Origin of the sequence: Spongiibacter thalassae, from assembly GCF_012272835.1 — a bacterium.
GTDB classification, from domain to species: Bacteria; Pseudomonadota; Gammaproteobacteria; order Pseudomonadales; family Spongiibacteraceae; genus Spongiibacter; species Spongiibacter thalassae.
The window spans coordinates 1-16,332 of record NZ_JAAWWK010000007.1; the positions used below are offsets into that span (position 1 = coordinate 1).

General features: G+C 55.8%; 16 protein-coding genes and 1 tRNA gene. 9 read left to right on the plus strand and 8 right to left on the minus strand.

From position 1 onward, the window contains the following. The first annotated feature begins 458 nt into the window (after nt 1–458). The 5 genes from HCU74_RS17455 (at nt 459) to HCU74_RS17475 (ending at nt 6,524) form a co-directional block, all read left to right on the plus strand. On the plus strand, nt 459–1,787 hold the full coding sequence (locus HCU74_RS17455) for a DUF6065 family protein (RefSeq protein ID WP_168451722.1): 1,329 nt from the start codon (nt 459–461) through the stop codon (nt 1,785–1,787). A gap of 98 nt (nt 1,788–1,885) precedes the next feature. Continuing rightward, a complete protein-coding gene (locus HCU74_RS17460) occupies nt 1,886–2,206 on the plus strand; it encodes a hypothetical protein (RefSeq protein WP_168451723.1) in 321 nt (106 codons plus the stop codon). Nucleotides 2,207–2,320: 114 nt separating this feature from the next. Further along, on the plus strand, nt 2,321–3,301 hold the full coding sequence (locus tag HCU74_RS17465) for a glycosyltransferase (protein WP_168451724.1): 981 nt from the start codon (nt 2,321–2,323) through the stop codon (nt 3,299–3,301). Further along, nucleotides 3,298–4,080 (plus strand): glycosyltransferase family 2 protein, encoded by a 783-nt coding sequence (locus tag HCU74_RS17470; protein ID WP_168451725.1) that lies wholly within the window; start codon nt 3,298–3,300, stop codon nt 4,078–4,080. Before HCU74_RS17465 ends, HCU74_RS17470 begins: the two co-directional genes overlap by 4 nt. Beyond that, on the plus strand, nt 4,080–6,524 hold the full coding sequence (locus tag HCU74_RS17475) for an efflux RND transporter periplasmic adaptor subunit (protein ID WP_168451726.1): 2,445 nt from the start codon (nt 4,080–4,082) through the stop codon (nt 6,522–6,524). The genes HCU74_RS17470 and HCU74_RS17475 overlap by 1 nt, the downstream gene beginning before the upstream one ends. Here HCU74_RS17475 and HCU74_RS17480 read toward each other — a convergent pair. From HCU74_RS17480 to HCU74_RS17505, 6 genes are all read right to left on the minus strand, one after another. Beyond that, nucleotides 6,521–7,768, minus strand: a complete 1,248-nt coding sequence (locus HCU74_RS17480; RefSeq protein ID WP_168451727.1) for a class I SAM-dependent methyltransferase — start codon at nt 7,766–7,768, stop codon at nt 6,521–6,523. The two genes, HCU74_RS17475 and HCU74_RS17480, sit on opposite strands and share 4 nt — an antisense overlap. A gap of 20 nt (nt 7,769–7,788) precedes the next feature. After that, nucleotides 7,789–8,451 carry a glycosyltransferase family protein gene (locus HCU74_RS17485; protein ID WP_168451728.1) on the minus strand — a complete coding sequence of 221 codons (663 nt, stop codon included), beginning with the start codon at nt 8,449–8,451 and terminating at the stop codon, nt 7,789–7,791. A gap of 250 nt (nt 8,452–8,701) precedes the next feature. Then, nucleotides 8,702–8,777, minus strand: a tRNA-Phe gene (locus HCU74_RS17490). Between the two features lie 83 nt (nt 8,778–8,860). Continuing rightward, nucleotides 8,861–9,133, minus strand: coding sequence for an oxidative damage protection protein (locus HCU74_RS17495; RefSeq protein ID WP_168451729.1), 273 nt, complete (start codon nt 9,131–9,133; stop codon nt 8,861–8,863). Beyond that, complete coding sequence (mutY, locus tag HCU74_RS17500) at nt 9,133–10,212, minus strand: A/G-specific adenine glycosylase (protein ID WP_168451730.1); 1,080 nt, start codon at nt 10,210–10,212, stop codon at nt 9,133–9,135. Before mutY ends, HCU74_RS17495 begins: the two co-directional genes overlap by 1 nt. Further along, nucleotides 10,205–10,606: an acetyl-CoA sensor PanZ family protein gene (locus tag HCU74_RS17505; RefSeq protein ID WP_168451731.1), complete on the minus strand. Its 402-nt coding sequence runs from the start codon at nt 10,604–10,606 to the stop codon at nt 10,205–10,207. The genes mutY and HCU74_RS17505 overlap by 8 nt, the downstream gene beginning before the upstream one ends. An 81-nt stretch (nt 10,607–10,687) precedes the next feature. Between HCU74_RS17505 and hisB the strand changes: the two genes are divergently transcribed. From hisB to hisF, 4 genes are read left to right on the plus strand one after another with little or no spacing between them, the layout of a single operon-like run. Further along, nucleotides 10,688–11,281, plus strand: a complete 594-nt coding sequence (gene hisB, locus HCU74_RS17510) for an imidazoleglycerol-phosphate dehydratase HisB (RefSeq protein ID WP_168451732.1) — start codon at nt 10,688–10,690, stop codon at nt 11,279–11,281. A 13-nt stretch (nt 11,282–11,294) separates the two neighbouring features. Then, the gene (gene hisH / locus HCU74_RS17515) at nt 11,295–11,960 is read left to right on the plus strand and encodes an imidazole glycerol phosphate synthase subunit HisH (protein ID WP_168451733.1); all 666 of its coding nucleotides are present in this window, start codon (nt 11,295–11,297) and stop codon (nt 11,958–11,960) included. Nucleotides 11,961–11,980: 20 nt separating this feature from the next. Further along, nucleotides 11,981–12,715, plus strand: coding sequence for a 1-(5-phosphoribosyl)-5-[(5-phosphoribosylamino)methylideneamino]imidazole-4-carboxamide isomerase (gene hisA, locus HCU74_RS17520; RefSeq protein ID WP_168451734.1), 735 nt, complete (start codon nt 11,981–11,983; stop codon nt 12,713–12,715). Nucleotides 12,716–12,724: 9 nt separating this feature from the next. Then, nucleotides 12,725–13,501 carry an imidazole glycerol phosphate synthase subunit HisF gene (gene hisF, locus HCU74_RS17525; RefSeq protein ID WP_168451735.1) on the plus strand — a complete coding sequence of 259 codons (777 nt, stop codon included), beginning with the start codon at nt 12,725–12,727 and terminating at the stop codon, nt 13,499–13,501. Between the two features lie 187 nt (nt 13,502–13,688). Here hisF and HCU74_RS17530 read toward each other — a convergent pair whose 3' ends face one another. Beyond that, nucleotides 13,689–15,041: a S41 family peptidase gene (locus HCU74_RS17530; protein WP_168451736.1), complete on the minus strand. Its 1,353-nt coding sequence runs from the start codon at nt 15,039–15,041 to the stop codon at nt 13,689–13,691. A 138-nt stretch (nt 15,042–15,179) separates the two neighbouring features. Further along, nucleotides 15,180–16,322 (minus strand): murein hydrolase activator EnvC family protein, encoded by a 1,143-nt coding sequence (locus tag HCU74_RS17535; protein WP_168451737.1) that lies wholly within the window; start codon nt 16,320–16,322, stop codon nt 15,180–15,182. Between the last annotated feature and the right edge of the window lie 10 nt (nt 16,323–16,332).

Sequence of the window (16,332 nt, forward strand, 5' to 3'; positions counted from 1 at the left end):
CCCAGCCGAGTTCGGTTGGGGCATTTTACTTTGTGGAATCTAAATAGTTGGGCAACTGGCTATGCCCAACGGTCATGGCCAAAGCACTCGCTAACGCTCGCGGGCCACGCTGTCGCCAGGCTTTAATTAAAAACCCGAGATTCGTTTGAGTCTCGGGTTTTTTTATGGTTCTGTGGTAGCTTCAGCGAGGCGAGACCCACAGCGCTTCGCGGGGCCGGCCCTGACCTACGCAGCTAAAGCACTTCGTGGGCCACACTGAATGCCCCAGCCGAGTTCGGTTGGGGCATTTTACGTTGTGGTATCTAAAAAGTTGGGCAACGGGTGAGGCGCAGCGGGCAATGTGGCCCAGCCGCGCGCGGATGAATGACGTGTCGGTAATCAGCTTCCAAGGTCGTTCCAGTAAGTAAAAGGCCGGGACGCTGTCTATAATAATTAAATAACCGTGACAGAGATTCGCCGTGACCGATACTCCCGAAAACGCACTTACAGCCTATCCTGTAGCTGAAAAAGACGCGCTGCCAGAAATTAGGCCAGCGCAGCGGGTACGCCAATGGCAACTCGATACTGCTGACTCCTACGCGGTTAGGTGTCTGCCGCTCAATATCGCGAACAACAACGGATGGGAGCTATTGTTACCCGGAGGCTTCGACGTCGTCTATGGCGGAGGGAGGGGGCTGGATGATATATCCGTCTACCCCCACGGCGATGGCAAATGTATCGCGCAGAGCCACTTCGGAGAGGGCGTGCTGACATTTCAGGTGGGCTATTTATTTCGTACCTCTGACAATGTTCACCTGCAAATCGGGGGGCCCATTAATTATTTCCGCGATGGTATTCAGGCGTTAGGCGGCATTATTGAAAGCGACTGGTCACCTTATACAACGACAATGAACTACCGTTTCACCCGGTCTTGTCGGGTCAGATTTTGTAAGGGCGAGCCCTTTGCTCAATTGTCCCCGATTCCAGCGGCATTTGTTAATCGATTTCAGGTGCGTTTTGCGGATCTGGCGGTGGAGGATCCAAAGTGCAAGTCAGATTTTGATCAGTGGTCAGCCTCACGAGCAGAGTTCAACTCAAGATTAGCAAAGGGGTGCACGAAGGCGAAGAAGCAGAAATGGCAGAAACTGTACTATCGCGGCCTGTATCCGGACGGGGAATGTCGGCACGATGCTCATCGCACACGGCTGGCCCCGGAACCGTTCTCAGACAGTGGCTTGCCCGCGAGGGAAATTCTGGAGGGTAATGCTCAGAATGCAATTGAAAAGGCCCCCGTGCGCTACCCCGTTACGGCGTTGATTAAATTGGAAAAACCGGATTGGTACGCGACCAGATGCATTGATGAACTTAGCGTGAGAGCAGAGAAGGTCGTGGTGTTCTATGCGGCATCTTCCTCAGGTATAGCGTCCCTGGTAAAGGAAATCCCTTATTCCAATGTCACAGCGATTCACGTTAACTCACAACATAACGTCGTAGACCAGTTAATCGAGCACTGCAGCCATGATGCTGTGCTGACATTGAGTACCCGGTGCCTGCTACAAGGTGATTTCTGGACTAACCTTGAGGGTTATTTGCGGTTACTGCAGGAGAAGTACGAGGCCATTGAACTGGCGAAATATCAGGCCAGACATGCATTTGCTACGGTGAAAATAATGGAAAGGACGTTGTCCTATCCTTCTGATGTGCTGGATGCACTCCACACGACTGAAGTCGTGTTGCAGAGGCGGGATCAATTGGGCGCTTCGTCACTTGAAGTGTTTAAAGCCAAAGACAAACTGATTATGGCGTAGAAAACTGGAATAAGTAAAAGCTCCTGGTTGGCGGCACTGAGTCGGTAAATCGGGTGATCTCAGACGCCTTGCGGCGTATTCAGTGAGGAGAACGATAGATGACTGACCATAAACGACCGCCAAAAAAGGTCGAACGCTTATCCCTTGAGGATCTGGAAAAGCGTCTTGCCCCTGCTCCGGTGTGGGCGGGAGGAGCCTTTCCGGGTAAAGGTAACGGCAAAAATCTGGACAACGCTAACGAAAATGCTGCTTTCTTCAAGTTTGCTGACGCGGGCGATGGTGGGGATGACGATATTCCGACAGATCCGCCAACAGATTTGCCGACATCTCCGCCGACCATGTCGCCTCCGAGCCCTTATACGTCACCGCCGGAGCCAATTACACCTGCGCCTACAATGTCGCCGCCGCCACCCTACTAGTAGCGTAAATGGGGGACGGTTGTTGATAAGGCAATTGTTGAAAGATCGCAGTGATGCGAGCAAAGGCCACTTCGGTGGCCTTTACTTTGTCAGGACGACCCAAGGAGAAGGTGTGTGGCCTGCCCAGAGCTGACTGTGGTAATTACCTTCAAGAATGAAGCGGAGATGCTGCGCGACACGCTGGTGAGCCTTCGGGCTACAGCGGGTAGTGGCGTCGATATTCACTTGATTAACGACGCCTCTGACGATAATTATGACTATGTCGCCTTGGCACAGCAGTTTGGTTGTCGTTATGACGAACACACCGTTTCGCGAGGCCCGGCAGCCAATCGTAATCAGGGTGCGGACGCGGCCACCACCCCCTATGTGATCTTCCTTGATGCCCATATGCGCTGCTACCACAATGACTGGCATTTGCAGGTAGTCAACGCGATTAAGTTTGACCCCCGCGCGCTGTATTGCTGTGTTAGTCGGCCACTGGATATTGAAGCTCAGCCTGCCTCGGGTGCAGAGGGCCATGGGGCCTATCTGCGACTGGACGACGCACCAGCAGAGCGCTTACTCCTCGCTGAGTGGAATACCTCACCACTTACCCATACCCGCTACCCAATGATTCCACTTCCCCTGGGCGCGACCTACGCGTTCAGTGTCGCCTTTTTTCAGGAAATCGGCGGCTATGTCGGTCTTCGTCAATACGGGGGGGAGGAGGCCTATGCAGGAATGAAGGCCTGGCTTATGGGTGGCCGTTGCCGCTTGATCAGTGACGTGGTGATCGGCCATATCTACCGCTCCGTTGAACTTCGTCCCTGGCAGTCGGCGTTCAGTTACTACCTCTACAACAAGATTGTGCTCGCGGTGACCTTGTTTTCCGAGGAGCAGTGTCAGGCGTTGATGGAAAAACTCAGTGGGCTGCCCGATTATCGTCAGGCAATAGCGACGTTGAGAAAAGAACAAGGTTTCGTTAACAATCTGCGTGCCTATATACATGAACACAGTCAGCACGATGCAGAATATTTCCTTGATTTGAACAACGCCTTTATCAAGGCACGAAATCTGGAAAACTACTTTGCTGAAAGCGGGTCGGAGGGGCAATGAGTCTGTCGATTATTATCCCAACCTGGAATAACGCTGAGCTGACGTGCGAGTGCCTGCGCTCTCTTGAGACCAATACGCAAAGCGATTTTGATATTGTCTGGATCGATAACGGGTCCACAGACGAACAGTATCAACAGGTGGCCGCAGCCATCAAGGGTTTTGCCGTCACTGCCCAGCGATACGATCACCCGTTGGGCTTTGCACGGGCGGTGAACCACGGCTTGGCACAGATTCGTGGCGATTACGGGGTAATTCTAAACAATGACGTCACGGTCAATAAGGACTGGGATGTCGACCTGAAGCTGGCGGTTGACGACAAGCCGGGCATCGCGGGCCCGGTCTGTATCAATTCGATCGGCTGGCAGGACACTCGTCTGCACCCCTGGCTGGGTATTCCGGAGCACGTCGCTGAGGACAATGCAAAGTGCGCGGAATGGCTGCAAGCGCAATGGTCTGGCCAAGTGATTGATATACCTGAACAACCCTCCTTGCGGCACTTCAGAAATATGCTGGCCTTTTTCTGCGTGCTGATGCCTCAGCAGGTTTTGCAAACGGTGGGCGAATTGGATGAAAATTTTGGCTGGGGCTACTGCGAAGACGATGACTATTGCCACCGGGCCCGTCTGGCCGGTTACAGCCTCACCCTTTGCCCTGGATCTTCTGTTGTCCATCGGGTGGGTTCAACGCTGGCGCAGGTGCAGGAGGACCCTCAGCAGCGGCTGAAGCAGAACCAGCATTATCTGGCGGAAAAATGGGGTTTTCCGGAGGGGCGTGAATAATGACAGTGGCTGGCTCTGTGGCGGAGACGCAAGGCGCACAGGAAGAAGCCGCTGCCGCGCTCAGACTGGCATTAACTACGCCGCGTCTGCGCAGTGACCTGATTATTGCTCGTACCGATACCGCGGGGCAGCAGCGATACACCATCAAGGTGCCGGATACAGAACAGTACTTCCAATTGGGTGAAGATGAATACCGCATTATTTGCCTGATGGATGGCTCGCGAAACATCAGTGCGTTGATGGCGGCCTGTGAACAGGAGTTAGGGCTGGAGATTGCAGCTCGGCCTCTGTGGGAATTTGTAAAAATTCTGAATAAGTCCCATTGTTTGGTGGTCCCTGGAGCTGCCACCCAGACTAAAAAGCAGAAGCCACTAAGCAGTAGTCTGAAGAACGCGTTCTACATTAACAAACACGTTTTCAACCCTGACCGGATGCTGGATTATCTGGAACCGCGACTGAGGTTTCTCTTTACGCCGGGCTTTCTGATCCTGGTTGCCGTGGCGTTTGTGGTGAGTGTGGGGATTATTCTCAGCCACACCGACAGGTTTATATTCGAGCTGTCGTCGCTTGGCTCCGTGTCCGGCTTTATCAGCCTTTACTTTGCCGCAGCGGTGGTCACCGCGCTGCACGAAATCGCTCATGGACTGACCTGCAAGCACTTTGGTGGTCGAGTACCTTCCATGGGGGCGCTGTTGATACTGCTGACCTTCCCCTGTTTTTACACCGATGTCAGCGATGCCTGGTTGTTTGAAAACAAGCGGCAGCGTATATGGGTGACCGCCGCAGGCGTGATATTTGAAAGCTTTCTGTGGAGCGCAGCCACCCTGTTGTGGCTGGTTACGGAAACTGATGCCCTGATTCATCAGATTTGTCTGGGTGTGATGATTTCATCGGCTATGGGGATGTTGCTGAGCGCGAACCCCCTATTGAAGTTTGATGGATACTATCTGATCAGTGATGCGCTGGAGATCCCCAATCTGCGCAGTAAATCCATGGCCTATACTTCAATCTATCTGGGTACCTTCTTCGGCGGCAGTGCGGGGCAATTGCCCAGAGTAAGCCCGAGAGAGAAGCGCATATTTCTGATTTACGGCTGCGCCGTAATTTTGTTCACGATATTTATACTCGGCAATGTTGTGCTATTGCTGTCGGGTGTTGCGGTCGAGGAACTGGGGGCGGTTTTTCTACTGCCGGTGGCTTACGTGTTCTGGCTATTACTGGGGCCAACTTTTAAAGGTATATGGGCGGGGATGACATTGGCGAAGCAGGGTGAGACCGGCACCGATAACGCGACGGAAGCTCAGGCAACAGCACCTGTGGCGCGGGAGCAGGCAGAAGACAGTGTCGTACCGGGAGCGTCAACAGAGTCTGCACCGCAAACGGCGGGTAGCGAGCGGGACGGTAATACCACGCCACCAGAACGGCGGCATACGGGCAAGTTGTTGTTGGTGCTCGTACTGGTCGCGTTAGTCGCGTCGTACTTTGTCGAGGGCACCATCGAAGTCAGCGGGCAGGCGCAGTTGAAACCGGTGGCGGCGCAGTCTATAGAACCCTCTATCCATGGCTTGATTCGTGAAATATATGTGCGTGAAGGGAGCGTGGTAGCGGAAGGTGATCCGTTGTTGAAAATCGACGACGAAAGCCTGCTGGCGGAAATTAAATCGGCAGAAGCCAGCTTGCTTAGTGCCCGCAAGGAACTGATATTACTGGAAAACGGCACCCGCCCCGAAGTGATCGCCGCCAAGCGGGGTGAGCTGAGTATTTTGCGTGCCGATGTCACCTACTATAAAGACGCCTATGAGCGTCTGCTGCGGCTGCCCGACAGTGTTGCCAGAACCACAATTCTACAGGCAAAACACAACTGGGAGAGCGCCATCAAGCGAGTGGCGGTGTCGCGGGATGAGCTGGCGCTGTTGCGAGCGGGCACGCCCACGGAAGAAATTGAGGCCAAACGGGCGGCGATTCTCAGTCTTGAGGCAGGTCTGGAAAAGTTAAAGCAGGATTTGCGCAATACCGAAGTGTTCGCGCCGATTTCCGGCGTCGTGGTCACGCGGGAGCCGGAAAACCTGATCGGAAAGTATACCGCCCAGGGCAGTGCGGTGCTGGAAATCGAGCACTCCGGTGCTTTCAAAGCGCGTATTCAGATCAAGGAGCGGGATATTGCTGAAATTGCCATTGGGCAGCCGGTTCGGCTAAAAGTGTATGGCTATCCGGGTAAGCAGTTTAATGGCCGTATTGAGCATATTTCCACTACGGTTCAATCGGCGACGATCGATAGTCTGGTCGTACCGGCAATTGAAGTGGAGGCCTCGATGGAAGACCCGGAAGGCCTGCTGAAAACGGGAATGAATGGCATCGCCCGCATCAAGGGTAATCAATACAGCTACCTGGAGCTGGTATTTCGCAAAATTATCCACTGGTTTCGCATTGAGTTCTGGATCTAGGCGATTGGCTTAGGGTCGATTGAGGGCTGTATTGCACAGTCGGCAAGATAGGCCTCCAGCTCGCTTTGGCACAGAGTCATGTCGCGGTAGCAAGCCACTATGTTCTCGTAATGGTGCTGCAACGCCGTGTTGTGAGGGTCGAGCGAAGACACCTTGACCAGCCCGGTGGGAGGGCAGTCATAGCAAGTGATCTCGAGATCAGGCCGGTATTCCTTCAGTATTGGCAGTACTTTCCATACGTCGCCGGTCCACCAGTGGGCAAATGGGCCGGTGTTGGGGACGGATCGCTCATCGCGATTCGTCATCTCCGTCGTGACCGGCAGGCAGTCATGCATATAAATCACAGCCTCCTTGTCGCAGTGCTTCTCGGTATTGATAAAATCCCTCAGCAGGAATTCGAAGAGATGCATGCCATCGAGAAAGGCGCTATCAATGGGCTTGCCAAATAGTGCGTCGGGGCGATAACGGTTAAAAAAGTCGTCGCTGGTCATCTGAAAAAACAGGCACTGGGGTTTGTTACCGATCACATTTCCATTGACCACAAGGTTGGGGTCGATGGCGATAACGGGGCAGTCCAGAGCGGCAATCGAACTGCCATCGCGAGTGCCGATTTCCAGGTGCGCATCAGACTGCCGGGCGCGTAAGTCACCCTGAAGAAATTCGAGGTAATGTCGACCGCGGTGCTGTAGCGGGTGGGTATTGTGTTGCGGCTCTGTGTTCTTTGGGGCGAGCGGGGGCTTCAGAAACACCCCCGTCAAATCCCCCCATTCCGAGTCTTCGTCCAGCCATGAATCTATCAGTCGGCAGTTGCCGAAACGGGCCAGTGCGGGCATCGCGTCGGGCAAGAAGCGATAGCAATCGACGGGAAAGCGATGGATAAATCCGGTTGAGGGCACGATGACGACGATATAAGCGCCAGGCTTGGCGATGCGAACCATTTCTTGAAAGGCCAGCCAGAAAAACTCGCAGTGCTCCAGCATTTGGCCGGATAGCACGATGTCGGCGCAGTTGTCGGGAACAGGGTAGTGATAGGGATTGTCGGTGACAATATCGACGCCCTTGCCAGGCTCCAGGTCTACGCCGATATAGTGAAACTTCTCCTGATCGAATACCTCCCGGTAGCTGCCATTCACGTTCTTTGCACCGATATCCACCACTGTCGCGGGGGCAGTGATCTGGTCCAGATGAGGTTGCAGGAAGCGTGAGTAAAACGCCTGCATATTGAACATTGATTCTGAGTGCATGGAAGAGGACCTGCCTGGTTCTAGGGTGGGGTGTCAGAGAAGACGTCTTCCAGCCAGATATGAGAGCTAAAGCTCCCGTCGTGGGAGACATAAATGGCGGTGCGTTTATCGCTTTGACGGCAGTCAAAGCCCTGGCGAGTTACTGCCAACACAACGTGGTCGGCGTAACTGGCATCGGGGGTGTCGAGAAAAGCTTGGTGAAGCGCTTCGGCAAAGGGGCGCGTAAACGCCATGCTGGAACTCATTCCGCCTGCGGGGTGTGAGGTAAAGTGAACAAGTGGCTGAAAGCGGTATTGCCCCGCTTGATGAAATAATATGCTGTTCTTGTCAGAAATTGAGAAGTCGCAGTAATCGAGCTCGTTCAGTCGCGCCTCAACGTGATGGGTCAGGTAAATGTCGTCATGGTCGGCCCAGAAAAAATGGGTACAACCCGCTTCGATAAGGCGCTGCAACGGGCGACGGTACCACTCTACCGCCGGCAGAGTTTGCGGGCTGAATATCCACTCGCAGGGCAGAAACGACTTCAGGTCGCTAATGCACCACTCGTAGCTTTCGGAGGAACCGTTCTGATGAATTACGACGAAATCCGGGCAGCGACTTTGTACGATCCACTGTAAAAGGCACGCGCGGAGTAAGTCTGGCCTGTTGTACGTGGGTAGAAATACGCCAACTTTTTCCGCCATTAGCCAAGACCTCTTGCCCGCCATTGTTATGGTTGCACTATTTAGAATAAAGCACATTATGAAGAAGAGGTGTAGTCGGAAAGATAGCGATCCGGAGGCGGTGAATTTCTCACGGCGGGCGTATGGTTTCAGAAACTTTGAGAACTACAGAATGAGAGTGCTGGCCCAGTGTGGATGGGACGGGATTATCAACAGGGTTTAGTGAGTGTCATCCCCCGATTATGGGGTTGGGGATATTGCTTAAAAAAAGTGGTGCCCGGAGGCGGAATCGAACCACCGACACGAGGATTTTCAATCCTCTGCTCTACCGACTGAGCTATCCGGGCATATGTGTTGCAGCTGATGTGCATCACAGAAGGCGCGTATTAAACCTGTTCCGATTGCCGGAGTCAAGCCTAAAAACAAAGACTTATTCGCTGGGTGGAACGTAGCCTTCCGCTTGCTCGAAATCTTCGCCGGAAAGGAATTTATCCATTTCGCCCTGGAGGAATTTGCGCGACGCCGGGTCCATCATGCTCAGGTGCTTTTCGTTGATGAGCATGGTCTGGTGGGCCATCCACTCCTCCCACGCTTTTTTCGAGACGTTGTTGTAGATGTCCTGGCCTTTGGGGCCTGGGTAGGGGGCCTTGTCGAGACCTTCGAGTTCCTGTTGGTATTTTTTGCAGAATACGGTGCGAGTCATTACTGGGGTTCCGTAAATAGGTCGTGTTGCAGGAGGCTGTCTAGCAGCTTTTTCACCGGCGCGGGTAGGCCGAGCTGCTGTCCCGGTGCTCCGTTATACCAGAGCCAGCGGCCGTCTTCCATGATATGTCCCGGTTCGCGGGGTAGGTGAATGTGTTGGGGCTGAATGTCCAGATGGTAGTGGCTGAACGTGTGGCGGAGTGGTGTCAGCGCTTGGGGGGCGCCAGTGACGCTGAATTTACCGAACAGGAAATCGTCGATATCGCCCTCGTCTTCCAGCTCGGGCAGGCTCCACAGTCCGCCCCAAATGCCGCTGTCGGGGCGTTTTTCCAGCAGGATTTCGCCTCGGGGGTTTTCGATGAGGAGCATATGGCAATATTTTACCGGCAGGGTTTTGCGCGGTTTTTTGCCGGGAAATTCGCCTTGGCGGCCGAGTGACAAGGCTTTGCAGTCGGCGTTGACGGGGCAGGCGTCACACCGGGGGCGAGAGCGGCTACACAGGCTGGCGCCGAGGTCCATGATAGCCTGGGTATAGTCGGCCACCCGCTGATGCGGGGTGTAGTGTTCGGCAATCTGCCAAAGGCGGTCTTCCACTTCCCGTTTGCCGGGCCAGCCCTCAATGGCGTGATGGCGGCTGAGTACCCTTTTTACATTGCCGTCGAGTATGGGCGCGCGGCCCGCACAGGCGATACTGTGAATCGCACCTGCGGTGGAACGGCCTATACCGGGTAAAGACTGCAATTCCTCCACGCTGCGGGGAAACTCACCGGCAAAGTCAGCGACGACCCGCTGTGCGGCTTTGTGCAGGTTACGGGCACGGGCGTAGTAGCCGAGGCCGGTCCACAATGCCATGACCTCGTCTGCGGGTGCGCTGGCGAGGTCGGCAACAGTGGGAAAGCGCGTCATAAACCGCTGGTAGTAGGGAATAACGGTGGCTACCTGGGTCTGCTGCAGCATAATTTCTGACACCCAGACCCGATAGGGACTGGTGTCATGCTGCCACGGCAGATCCTTGCGGCCGTGGTGATCGAACCAGTTCAGTAGTCGCGCACTGAAGTCAGTACTGCCCGGGTCACTCACGCGTGGGGCGCTGCCACTGCCAGGTGCTGCCACTAGCTGTGAAACCAAGCTCGTTAAACAGGCTGGACAGTTCCGGGGCCGTTCGAAGGTCGGCGCAAAGGCTGGTCAGATCGTCGGGCAGGTCTTTAAGGCACTGAATCAGCAGCTGACGGGCGACACCCCGGCGGCGGGTAATGTCGCGGACGGTCAGTTGCGCCACCTGATAGTCACCGCCATGGATGGGGGTGAGGGTCATGGCGGCAATAAGGCGACCATTAAAGCGGCCTGCGACGAGATGAATTTTACTCTTCGCGGCATTATTGATGAGTCTTTCGCTGTCACCGGGGTAGAGCAGCTCAAGGTCTGAGCGGTCCTGGGGTTCCGGTTCGCGGATGTATTCGGCGTATACGGGCATTTATCCGCACTCTGCTGGCTGTATTACGGGTCGGGATTTTTTATAATGGTCTATTGTACGCAAAATACTGTTGGGACGTCGATGAACGAGCGCAAAGCAACAATCAGCCGCAATACTCTCGAAACACAGATCACCGTCACGGTTAATCTGGATGGGACGGGGCAATCCGAGTTTGACACCGGGGTGCCCTTTCTCGACCACATGATGGATCAGATCGCCCGTCACGGGATGATCGACCTGGTGGTCCAGGCCAAGGGCGATCTGCATATCGACGATCACCACACCGTGGAAGACATCGGTATTACCATGGGGCAGGCCTTCGCCGAGGCGGTGGGCGACAAAAAGGGGATAAACCGCTATGGCCATGCCTACGTGCCTCTGGATGAGGCCCTGTCCCGAGTGGTCATCGACTTTTCCGGCCGCGCTGGCATGGAATATCACGTGCCTTATACCCGCGCCAGTGTGGGTGGCTTTGATGTAGACCTGTTCTCGGAATTTTTCCACGGTTTCGTCAATCACGCCAAAGTGACCCTGCACATTGATAATCTGCGCGGCACCAACACCCACCATCAGGCCGAGACGGTGTTCAAGGCCTTTGGCCGCGCCCTGCGCATGGCGTTGACCGTAGACGAACGCATGGCTGGTATCACTCCTTCTACCAAGGGCTGCCTGTAAGGCACATCGGCTTATGACTAAATCAACAGTGGCCGTAATTGATTACGGTATGGGAAATTTGCACTCGGTGGCCAGCGCTCTGCACAAGGTGGGCGACGGCGTGACGGTGCAGGTGACCGATGACCCCGACACCATACTGGCGGCTGATCGGGTGATTTTTCCCGGAGTAGGTGCCATTCGCGACTGCATGGCAGAGCTAAAGGCGCGGGGGCTCGACGAGCTGGTGCAGGAAGTGTCTGCGACCAAACCTATGCTGGGTATTTGCGTGGGTATGCAGGCGTTGATGGAAAGCAGCGAGGAAAATGGCGGCGTTGCCTGTCTCGATGTGTTGCCGGGCCAGGTTAAGTTCTTTGGCGCGGATTTGCGCGATGGGGGCGGCGAGCGGCTCAAGGTTCCCCATATGGGCTGGAATACCGTCAAGCAGAGCTATGAGCACCCCCTGTGGGAGGGTATAGCCGATAACAGCCGATTCTATTTTGTACACAGCTATTACATTGACGCGCCGGAGTTCGTTGCGGCCACCGCGGAGTACGGCGTTGAGATTCACGCCGCGCTGCATTGCGAAAATGTGTTTGCAGTGCAGTTTCACCCCGAAAAGAGCGGCGACGCCGGTTTGCGTTTGCTGAGTAATTTTTTGCGCTGGGATGGCGGTCAGGCCGTTTTCCGGCCCGTATCCTAAGCATTGTCAGGTTGTAAATTATGCTAGTTATTCCCGCGATAGATCTTAAAGACGGCCACTGTGTGCGCCTGCGTCAGGGCGAAATGGACGATGCCACTGTCTATGGCAGCGACCCGGTGGAAATGGCCGCTCGTTGGGTAGATCAGGGCGCGCGGCGCCTGCATCTGGTCGATTTGAACGGTGCCTTTGATGGCAAGCCGGTCAACGGTGAGGCGGTCATGGCAATTGCCAGGGCCTACCCCGATTTGCCAATCCAGATCGGTGGCGGTATTCGCTCCCTCGACACCATTGAGCGCTATCTCGATGCCGGGGTGAATTACGTCATTATCGGCACCAAGGCCGTCAAGGAGCCTGCCTTTGTTACCGAGGCCTGCAAAGCCTTTCCCGGCGCGGTGATTGTTGGCCTGGACGCCAAAAATGGTCTGGTGGCCACCGATGGCTGGGCAGAAGTGTCCAATATTCAGGCAACGGAGCTGGCCAAGCGTTTTGAGCAGGACGGCGTATCGTCAATCGTTTACACCGATATCAGCCGCGACGGCATGATGCAGGGGGTGAATATCGAGGCTACTGTGGCAATGGCTCAGGCCTCCGGGCTGAAGGTCATCGCCTCGGGTGGGGTGACTAATATGGATGATATTCGCCAATTACAGGCCGTCGCCGATGCCGGTATTCTCGGCGCGATCACCGGGCGGGCCATCTATGAAGGTGAGCTTGATCTGGCGGAAGCCCAGCAGTTCTGCGACAACGCCAAGTAGGAATCAAACATGGCATTAGCAAAACGCATTATCCCCTGTCTGGATGTTGATAAGGGGCGCGTGGTCAAAGGGGTCAACTTTGTCGGTATCCGCGACGCCGGTGACCCGGTGGAAATCGCCAAGCGCTATAACGACCAGGGTGCCGACGAAATCACCTTTCTCGATATCACCGCGACCCACGAGGGCCGGGCAACCACGGTGCAAACCGTAGAGCAGATTGCCGCGGAGGTATTTATCCCCCTGACCGTTGGTGGCGGTATTCGCGAAATTTCCGATATTCGCACCATGCTCAATGCCGGGGCGGATAAGGTGGGGATTAACTCCGCCGCCATTCACAACCCCGATTTCGTGCGCGAAGCCGCTGAGCGCTTTGGCTCCCAGTGCATTGTGATCGCCATTGATGCCAAGCAAGTGCCAAACAATCCCGATGGCAGCCCTCGCTGGGAAATCTTTACCCACGGCGGCCGCAAACCCACCGGTATCGACGCGGTGGCGTGGGCGCGGAAAATGGTCAGCTACGGCGCTGGCGAGGTTCTGTTGACCAGTATGGATGGTGATGGCACCAAGGCCGGCTATGACCTGGCGCTGACCCGTGCGATTTCCGAGGCCGTTGCGGTGCCGGTGATTGCCTCGGGTGGTGTGGGCAACCTGGACCACCTGGTTGACGGCGTGATTGAAGGAAAGGCCGATGCGGTGCTCGCGGCCAGCATCTTCCATTTTGCCGAATATACCGTGCCGGAGGCCAAGGCCTATATGGCGTCCAAGGGGATTGAAGTACGCCTTTAGGTGATTGCGGGGGTGCCTGGGTTCGCTTGCAGGACAAGCTCCCACAGCCTGTGGGTCAGCTATTGCTGCGGATCTGATTACTTTCTTTCGGGGCAGGTTCCTGCAGAGGGGTAGGCGCCGGTTGTTCACCTGCAGGACTGGCTCCTGCAGGGGGGTTGTCGTGGGAGCTTGCCCTGCAAGCGAAGGCTTACTCCTTGTTATCCAGCCGACTCAAGGCCTTCTGTGCCGAAGCTCGGTTCGCCTCAGACATAATATTCAAGCCCTTCAGCAGATTGAGTGCCTCGTACAATTGATTGTCGTTGGCGGCCAACTCGGCGCTCTCGCTGTCCAGTACAGAGCGGGACGTGCTGTTGCTCTCATTGCCGTCATCCCGACCCAAATGCCCGGCCAGATCCGCCTCTGTAACCAGTTTGTTTCCCGCCAGGCTTTCAAATTTTGCGCGATCCACAAAGATGTCGGGAATAATGCCCTGGGCCTGAATCGAGCGCCCGCTGGGGGTGTAATAGCGGGCTGTGGTCAGTTTAATGGCACTGTCTTCCGACAGCGGCAGAACCGTTTGCACCGACCCCTTGCCGAAGCTCTGGGTGCCGAGAATAATCGCGCGGCGATGATCCTGCAGTGCACCGGCAACAATTTCCGAGGCCGAGGCAGAGCCGCCATTGATCAGTACCACCAGTGGGGTGCTGTCGCCAGGGGTGTCGCTGTTGGCCATATAGCGGCTGTAGGCGTTGGGCAGGCGTCCTTCGGTGTAGACAATCAAACCGTCGCTGAGGAAGGTGTCGGCGACTTGAACCGAGGCTTGTAGCAAGCCGCCGGGGTTGTTGCGCAGATCGAGCACCAGACCGCGTAATCCACCCCGGGTTGCCTTGAGCTTTTCCAGCTCCTTGCGCAAATCCTGGCCGGTGCGGCTCTGGAACTGGGAAATGCGCAGGTAGCCATAGCCCGGCTGCAGCATTTCGCCGCGCACGCTGGCCACGGTGATAGTGTCACGGCGTAATTCCACTTCGATGGGGGCGTTTACCCCTTCACGGAGAATATTCAGGGTAATTTTGCTGCCTTTTGGGCCGCGCATCAGGGCAACGGCTTCCTGCAGGCTCATGCCTTTCACCGGCTGATTGTCGATCTGAATAATCAGGTCGCCAGGTTGGATGCCGGCACGCTGGGCGGGGGTGTCGTCGATGGGGGCAACTACTTTGACAAAGCCGTTTTCCATGCCGACTTCAATGCCCAATCCGCCAAATTCGCCGGTGGTGTGGCTTTGCAAATTGTCGAAAGAGTCGGCGTCGAGATAATCCGAATGGGGGTCGAGGCCGCTAAGCATGCCGCGAATGGCGCTTTTCAGCAGCTCTTCATCGTCCACTTCCTCAACGTAGCTGTGGCGAATCTGGTTGAATACATCGGCGAAGTTGCGCAGGGCCTGTATCGGCAGCGCGGCTTCGCGGGCAGCGGTGTCCTCAGTGCTCTCGGTCTCTGCCAATAGCGCCGGGCTGGTACAGAGCATCAGGCTGACAAACAGCGTGCGTGTTAGGTTTTGCAGCATCTACATATCCCTGAAATAAATCGGGCCAACCGTTGTGTTGGTGGCCGGAGAATTTATTGTATCCGGCTTTTGGGCCGAATGTCGCCGGAAACCAAGCCGATATGTGGTGGCTGGTGGCGGTTTCCGCTTGTTTCGTTGCTACTTTTTGCACCATTGGCTGGGGTTGGTCGGGCGCCCCTTGTGGCGGATCTCGAAATAGAGTCCCGCCTGCCGTTGCCCCCCGCTGTTACCGAGGGTGGCAATGGCCTCGCCGCCCTGCACCCAGTCGCCTTCCTGGCGCAACAGGCTCTGGTTGTGGGCGTAGAGGCTCAAATAGTCATTGCCATGATCGACAATAATCAGCAGACCTGCACCGCGCAGCCAGTCCGCGTAGACTACACGGCCATTGTGGATGCTGCGAATGGTGTCGCCTTCCTTGCCGGCTATTTGCACTCCCTGCCAGCGCAGATTACTGCCTGCTCGCCGAGCGCCAAAGCTGTTCAGCGGCTTGCCCGCCACCGGCCAGGGCATTTGACCGCGCATTTGGGTAAAGGGTCGGTAAGAGTCGGGAATCGCGATATTGGTTATTTCCCGTTCCACTGCGGCAAGGATGCTTTCCAGATCCTTGCGTTCGGTATCAAACTTTATCAGCTCGGTTTGCTGGCTGCTGAGCTCGTTGTCGAGTTTGCCGAGGGTGACGGCCCGGCGCTGTTTTTGCACGGAAAGCTGTTCATGCTGCGAGGTCAATTGACGCTGCACGGCACTGAGGGCCTCGGTCTCGGCGGTAATTTCCGGTATCAGCGTGGAGATTTCCGTCAGGGTAGCCTGGTAGCGGCGCAGTTGCTCGCTGCGCGCCTTATTGAAATAGTCGTAGTAGCTGACCAATCGTGTCAGCGATTGCGGGTCTTCCTGATTCAGCAGCATTTTCAGTTGCCGCTCGCGGCCGAGAGTGTAGGACTGGCGGATTTGTTCGGCAATCAGCCCGCGCTGGACACTTTGTTGCTGGCGTAACTCGCTCTGGCGTTTTTCGAGGGAGTTCAGTTTTTGTTGGCGGCGGTCCCGCTCAACCCGGGTTTTGTGCAGTTTGGCGGCAATCTTGCCGATTTCCTGTTCGACCTCCTGTAGCTCCTTTGCGGCGCGGCTGCGCTGGCTGCGGGTTTCGCCGATGGAAGACTTCAGTTGTTTGATTTGCCGGTCCAGGCTTTGCAGTTGGCGTCGCGCTGTGTCGCCGTCGGTGGCGTAGGCCACCGCGCTCAGCGCGGTGCACAACAGGGCGATGAGCGTGTGGCGAAGGTGTGGCAAATGGGCACTT

Coding starts and splice junctions, on each gene's coding strand:
- HCU74_RS17460 (WP_168451723.1), top strand. CDS start 1,886: ATGACTGACCATAAACGACCGCCAAAAAAGGTCGAACGCTTATCCCTT.
- HCU74_RS17470 (WP_168451725.1), top strand. CDS start 3,298: ATGAGTCTGTCGATTATTATCCCAACCTGGAATAACGCTGAGCTGACG.
- HCU74_RS17475 (WP_168451726.1), top strand. CDS start 4,080: ATGACAGTGGCTGGCTCTGTGGCGGAGACGCAAGGCGCACAGGAAGAA.
- HCU74_RS17480 (WP_168451727.1), bottom strand. CDS start 7,768: ATGCACTCAGAATCAATGTTCAATATGCAGGCGTTTTACTCACGCTTC.
- HCU74_RS17485 (WP_168451728.1), bottom strand. CDS start 8,451: ATGGCGGAAAAAGTTGGCGTATTTCTACCCACGTACAACAGGCCAGAC.
- HCU74_RS17495 (WP_168451729.1), bottom strand. CDS start 9,133: ATGACTCGCACCGTATTCTGCAAAAAATACCAACAGGAACTCGAAGGT.
- HCU74_RS17505 (WP_168451731.1), bottom strand. CDS start 10,606: ATGCCCGTATACGCCGAATACATCCGCGAACCGGAACCCCAGGACCGC.
- hisB (WP_168451732.1), top strand. CDS start 10,688: ATGAACGAGCGCAAAGCAACAATCAGCCGCAATACTCTCGAAACACAG.
- hisH (WP_168451733.1), top strand. CDS start 11,295: ATGACTAAATCAACAGTGGCCGTAATTGATTACGGTATGGGAAATTTG.
- hisA (WP_168451734.1), top strand. CDS start 11,981: ATGCTAGTTATTCCCGCGATAGATCTTAAAGACGGCCACTGTGTGCGC.
- hisF (WP_168451735.1), top strand. CDS start 12,725: ATGGCATTAGCAAAACGCATTATCCCCTGTCTGGATGTTGATAAGGGG.
- HCU74_RS17530 (WP_168451736.1), bottom strand. CDS start 15,041: ATGCTGCAAAACCTAACACGCACGCTGTTTGTCAGCCTGATGCTCTGT.